This window comes from Bacillus sp. FSL K6-1012 (genome assembly GCF_037964915.1).
Classification (GTDB): domain Bacteria; phylum Bacillota; class Bacilli; order Bacillales; family Bacillaceae; genus Bacillus; species Bacillus halotolerans.
This window is the reverse complement of sequence record NZ_CP150175.1, coordinates 214001-220000: the sequence shown is the minus strand read 5'-3', so window position 1 is coordinate 220000 and position 6000 is coordinate 214001. Positions and strand designations below refer to the sequence as shown.

Sequence of the window (6000 nt, the reverse complement as noted above, 5' to 3'; positions counted from 1 at the left end):
GCGGCATGCTGATCCGCGATTACTAGCGATTCCAGCTTCACGCAGTCGAGTTGCAGACTGCGATCCGAACTGAGAACAGATTTGTGGGATTGGCTTAACCTCGCGGTTTCGCTGCCCTTTGTTCTGTCCATTGTAGCACGTGTGTAGCCCAGGTCATAAGGGGCATGATGATTTGACGTCATCCCCACCTTCCTCCGGTTTGTCACCGGCAGTCACCTTAGAGTGCCCAACTGAATGCTGGCAACTAAGATCAAGGGTTGCGCTCGTTGCGGGACTTAACCCAACATCTCACGACACGAGCTGACGACAACCATGCACCACCTGTCACTCTGCCCCCGAAGGGGACGTCCTATCTCTAGGATTGTCAGAGGATGTCAAGACCTGGTAAGGTTCTTCGCGTTGCTTCGAATTAAACCACATGCTCCACCGCTTGTGCGGGCCCCCGTCAATTCCTTTGAGTTTCAGTCTTGCGACCGTACTCCCCAGGCGGAGTGCTTAATGCGTTAGCTGCAGCACTAAGGGGCGGAAACCCCCTAACACTTAGCACTCATCGTTTACGGCGTGGACTACCAGGGTATCTAATCCTGTTCGCTCCCCACGCTTTCGCTCCTCAGCGTCAGTTACAGACCAGAGAGTCGCCTTCGCCACTGGTGTTCCTCCACATCTCTACGCATTTCACCGCTACACGTGGAATTCCACTCTCCTCTTCTGCACTCAAGTTCCCCAGTTTCCAATGACCCTCCCCGGTTGAGCCGGGGGCTTTCACATCAGACTTAAGGAACCGCCTGCGAGCCCTTTACGCCCAATAATTCCGGACAACGCTTGCCACCTACGTATTACCGCGGCTGCTGGCACGTAGTTAGCCGTGGCTTTCTGGTTAGGTACCGTCAAGGTACCGCCCTATTCGAACGGTACTTGTTCTTCCCTAACAACAGAGCTTTACGATCCGAAAACCTTCATCACTCACGCGGCGTTGCTCCGTCAGACTTTCGTCCATTGCGGAAGATTCCCTACTGCTGCCTCCCGTAGGAGTCTGGGCCGTGTCTCAGTCCCAGTGTGGCCGATCACCCTCTCAGGTCGGCTACGCATCGTTGCCTTGGTGAGCCGTTACCTCACCAACTAGCTAATGCGCCGCGGGTCCATCTGTAAGTGGTAGCCGAAGCCACCTTTTATGTTTGAACCATGCGGTTCAAACAAGCATCCGGTATTAGCCCCGGTTTCCCGGAGTTATCCCAGTCTTACAGGCAGGTTACCCACGTGTTACTCACCCGTCCGCCGCTAACATCAGGGAGCAAGCTCCCATCTGTCCGCTCGACTTGCATGTATTAGGCACGCCGCCAGCGTTCGTCCTGAGCCAGGATCAAACTCTCCGATAAAGTAGTTTGACTGACTACGCACATCGCTGTGCGATTTATATTAAAACTTGAATTAACAGGTACGTTTTGTCTTGTTTAGTTTTCAAAGATCATTTTGTTTATCACTTTGTTAAAGCAACTTTATTAGTATACAACGTTGCTTCCTCAAAGTCAACAACTTTTTTAAATCTTTTTTGGTGGAGCCTAGCGGGATCGAACCGCTGACCTCCTGCGTGCAAAGCAGGCGCTCTCCCAGCTGAGCTAAGGCCCCATAAAAATGGTCGGGAAGACAGGATTCGAACCTGCGACCCCATGGTCCCAAACCATGTGCTCTACCAAGCTGAGCTACTTCCCGATTTCCATATTGATAAAATATATGGCGCGCCCGAGAGGAGTCGAACCCCTAACCTTTTGATCCGTAGTCAAACGCTCTATCCAATTGAGCTACGGGCGCATTTTCACTTGTATCAACATCCCGTTGGGATGAAAAAATGGAGCGGAAGACGGGATTCGAACCCGCGACCCCCACCTTGGCAAGGTGGTGTTCTACCACTGAACTACTTCCGCATATCGCAATAAAAAAAGCTTTCTCCTTTTTGAGAAACCTTGGTAAGAGTAATGCATTTAAATAAAGCTTCCAAGCGGGCTCGAACCGCTGACCTCTTCCTTACCATGGAAGAGCATCTTGAAAGTTTAACTCCGGTTTCATAGAACAAAAGTAATTATAGCAGGGTTTTGATAAATGTCAATACGATTTAAACAAATTTAGAAAGGTGGCGAATAATCGTGTTTGCCACCTTTCTGCCACCCAGGGTGGCGTACAACTGAAATTAAACCCGGCAACTACTTCATTAAAAACTGAATACGAGGGCAAAATAAAAAACCATCTTATATATAGATGTTTTTTTACTTAACAATTTTCAACGTTCTTGGTGATCCTGCTTCCCAAGTTACATATTCTTTTCTTCTTAGTGCATCCAGCAACCCTTTCACTGAACTTGGTCAGGTTAACCCTAACATATTCATCAATTCTCTATATGTAGGAGCAACCCCCCTGCCCATCAAGCTAATATTTTGAAGTACCCCCAAAACGAAATTTTTATCTCTTGATAGTGATTTATGAAAATCAAATTCATTTTTTCGTTTTGGGTAACAGCCAATTTCTTAAGTTGATGGATGTGTGTTGCTACCCCAATAAGTGCTAATCGTTGATTGTATTGAATTTTAATAGAATCTATTATATTGCTTGACATGGTTAAATGCTATAATAGTGAAATTATGGATAAAGGATATGCCTTATATGTTTAGAGAGGTGATGAATTATGCTTAATAAGCCGAGTGATTATATTGAAGCTGGTTTGAAGCTGGAGTTGGAAGAAGATTTAAAATACTTATTCAATTCAACAGCTGATATAAAGATGGTACCAAAGGGTACAATTGTTTTAAGTCAGGGGCAAAGAGTTTCTTCACTGTATTATATTCATAAAGGAATTATGAGAGGATATTATATAGATGCTTCAGGGAATGATGTGACAAAATGTTTTGCAGCTGAAACGGAATTTGCCTGTGCAGAGGGTTTATTAAGAGTTGAAGAAGCTAGATTTAGTGTAGAAAGCCTGCAAGACAGCATTTGCGTAGTTATTCCGTATAATTCCATATACCAAGGTATGAAGAAAACTAATCAAATGAAGATTATATTCACTAATTATATTCAGAAGATTCTTGTTGATACGCTAAATCGAGAACAGGCGTTACTTATGAAAGATGCACTGGAAAGGTACATGGAGTTTAAAAGAGAGTATTCTTCTTTAGAAAGTAGAATAAATCAATCATATATTGCTTCTTATGTTGGAATTAGAGCAAGCTCACTTAGTAGAATTAAGAGAAGTATGAAAATAGAATAAAACGTTTTTAGGAAACATCAAATAAAAGTATTTGGTGTTTTTTTATTGCAATTTACATATGTCAATTACAACAAGCTATTATCGCATTATGATGACTGGTGTAATCACTGATTAAGGAGGATTTATTTATGAAGAAAATTTCTTTGGTAACAGGTGCAAATGGTCATTTGGGTAACAACTTGGTAAGAGAATTATTAAAAAGAGGAGAAACTGTTAGAGCAGGTGTACGAGATTTAAATGACAAAGAACCATTTATAGGCCTTGATTGTGAGATCGTCTATGCCGATTTGAGGGATAAAGACTCACTTCATAAAGCACTTGATGGAGTGAATACCTTATATCAAGTAGCTGCTGTATTTAAACATTGGGCACAAGATCCTGAAAAAGAGATAATTATTCCTAATGTTGAGGCAACTCAAAATATAATGGAGGCTGCTAAAGAAGCAAATGTAAGAAAAATAGTATATGTAAGCTCCGTAGCAGCATTGTCATTGGACAAGACAAACTTAAAGGGTAAAATTGATGAAACTACATGGCTTGAAAACAGTCATGGAAATGCATACTTTGATTCAAAAGCACGAGCTGAAAGAACAGCTTGGGACCTGGCAGAAAAATATGATTTGGATATGGTTAGCGTTCTTCCTGGTGCAATGATTGGTGGAGAGTTTTTAAAGAAAACTCCAACCATACTGGCCTTCGATAGTATTCTTTTAGGAAAGATGAAAGTTAACTATATAAGTGAAATGACGCCAATAGATGTAACTGATGTTGTGAAAGGTATGATTGCTGCAGCGCAAAAAGGTGTAAGGGGTACAAGATATATCTTGGCTAATGAAGAGCCTGTAACTTCAGCTGATATCATTAAAATTGCAAAAAAATTTAACCCTAATCTTGAGATACCACAAAAATATACTAAAGAACAGTTGTTACATTTAGCTGATAAACTTGAATTTGAAGCAAAGGAAAAGAATACTCAGCCATCACTACTTAGAAGTCAGGTGGAATTATATTATGGTGGAATAAATAGACACTATGACCTTACTACATCAAGACAGGATTTGAATTTTAAGCCTAAGTTGGGTGAAGTGGCATTAGAAGAGTATTTTAAACGGTTTTTTGCTAGCCTAAGAAAAAAATCCTTATAATGAATCGGCTACACTTAACTGGACAATAAAATAAAGGTCAAGTAGACTTACCGCCTATTTTTAATATGACCCACTTCGGAAAAAATCCCTCGTTGGATCAATTGATGAGAAAGACTGTGAAGAATGAACGAGCTATACGGGAAGCCGTTAAGAATCTTATGAGGCAGCGTTTGTTAAAATGGGATAAGAAAAAGAATAAATGGATTGTGTAAAAACCCCACCTTAAAAAGATGGGGTTTAACAGGATAATATTACTTAGATATTAATAGCTTTTTCGGCTACATAGAAAGTTCCAGAATCATTCATAGCATCATATACCTTTTCCACATTTAATAAACCTGCAAAAAGAATACCGATTAAAGCGGAGCTGATTAAAAATTTTTTCATTATATAGCCTCCGTAACCTTAAGTATTTGTGTTTGTGCATGTATAGTTCTCTTTAAGAAGCTTCTTCCCTCTGCATAGTTTCTTTGCTCATAATGAAAGTCACCCAATTTTTCTGTTAATTCTGCAAAATCAGACCACAGGCGTTTCTTTTCCAAATAGTCTAAGCTTCGATTTACTTCTGTTTCATTATATTCTTCATATATTGAATTAATGATCTTTAATTTCGCCATATATTCTTCTTCATTAGAATCTTCAGCCCGTTTTAAAGCTGTTTCATAAAAGAAACGTGCTTCCTTAGGTTTGTTGCTTTGGTAAAGTACATTTGCCATCATATATAATGATCTTACTCCATACACTGTATCAAGATGTTCTTTCATGTCTATTGCTTTTTTGAAATGCTCTTCAGCTGCATTTAGGTTTTGGGCCTTTAAAAAAACTAAGCCTAAATTATGAAAGATCACTCCAATGATCCTTTTTGTCTTTTTCTCATTCATTCCCTCAGCGACACTTAAAGCTTCTCGGTAATATGATTCCGCCTCTGTCAGCCGGTACATATCGTACATATTAGCTCCAAACATCATATTGCATCCGATCACTTTCACCTTATATAATTGATTCTTTTCAAACAAATGCTTAGCTTTTTTCAAATGATTCAGGGACACAAAATGCTGATCAATTTGATAGTAGGCATCTGCTATTTTATAATGAAATTCAGCTTGTTCCATTTCATCTGAAACTGCAGTCAATTCTTCCTCGGCTTTACGATAATAACTTATCGCTTCAACGTATTCTTTATGATCAAATTCATACATCCCTCGGAAAAATAATGAGTAATATTTCAAAAGGCCTGTAAGTCTTTTTTGTGGTTTTTCTATTTTTTCAAGTAGTTCATCGACTGTGGGACGGTCCCGATATCTGTCTTCTGGCTCCAATGAATCTAACATCAATTGATGACGGAAACACATCAACGAATAATAAACAAGTAAATCCTGATCCTCTTCCATTTCCTCTATTTCTTGCTCCACTTCCGCCTTTAAGATTTCTGCATCAGGAACACTGAATTGACGAATCATTTTATACCATTCATTGATCTTGACTCCCACTCGGGATGACGGTAAAACTTGGTCCATACATACCCCTCCCTCTTATGTCTATTTTTGTAATATTGTAACATTTCCAAAAAGTGTTTATGCCGCAAAAAAACCGCAA

4 protein-coding genes, 4 tRNA genes and 1 rRNA gene (1 of these 9 running past the window's edge) are annotated in these 6000 nt (G+C 40.1%); 2 read left to right on the top strand and 7 right to left on the bottom strand.

Translation table 11 applies throughout. The features are described 5' to 3' along the window. The 5 genes from NSS75_RS01315 to NSS75_RS01295 form a co-directional block, all read right to left on the bottom strand. Positions 1-1376 (bottom strand): 16S ribosomal RNA (locus tag NSS75_RS01315); it reaches 174 nt to the left of the window's first position. Between the two features lie 174 nt (positions 1377-1550). Beyond that, a tRNA-Ala gene (locus NSS75_RS01310) sits at positions 1551-1626 on the bottom strand. A 7-nt stretch (positions 1627-1633) separates the two neighbouring features. After that, a tRNA-Pro gene (locus NSS75_RS01305) sits at positions 1634-1710 on the bottom strand. Between the two features lie 22 nt (positions 1711-1732). After that, positions 1733-1809 (bottom strand) — tRNA-Arg (locus NSS75_RS01300). Positions 1810-1847: 38 nt separating this feature from the next. Then, positions 1848-1922, bottom strand: a tRNA-Gly gene (locus NSS75_RS01295). Positions 1923-2677: 755 nt separating this feature from the next. On the opposite strand from NSS75_RS01295, the gene NSS75_RS01290 reads away from it, so the two are divergent. Beyond that, the gene (locus tag NSS75_RS01290; protein WP_040082402.1) at positions 2678-3259 is read left to right on the top strand and encodes a Crp/Fnr family transcriptional regulator; all 582 of its coding nucleotides are present in this window, start codon (positions 2678-2680) and stop codon (positions 3257-3259) included. 128 nt (positions 3260-3387) lie between these two features. Continuing rightward, complete coding sequence (locus NSS75_RS01285; protein WP_339235482.1) at positions 3388-4404, top strand: NAD-dependent epimerase/dehydratase family protein; 1017 nt, start codon at positions 3388-3390, stop codon at positions 4402-4404. Positions 4405-4659: 255 nt separating this feature from the next. On the opposite strand, the gene NSS75_RS01280 is transcribed toward NSS75_RS01285, so the two are convergent. Then, positions 4660-4791 (bottom strand): hypothetical protein, encoded by a 132-nt coding sequence (locus NSS75_RS01280; protein ID WP_268287869.1) that lies wholly within the window; start codon positions 4789-4791, stop codon positions 4660-4662. Continuing rightward, positions 4791-5921, bottom strand: coding sequence for a Rap family tetratricopeptide repeat protein (locus NSS75_RS01275; protein ID WP_339235477.1), 1131 nt, complete (start codon positions 5919-5921; stop codon positions 4791-4793). Before NSS75_RS01275 ends, NSS75_RS01280 begins: the two co-directional genes overlap by 1 nt. Positions 5922-6000 lie beyond the last annotated feature (79 nt).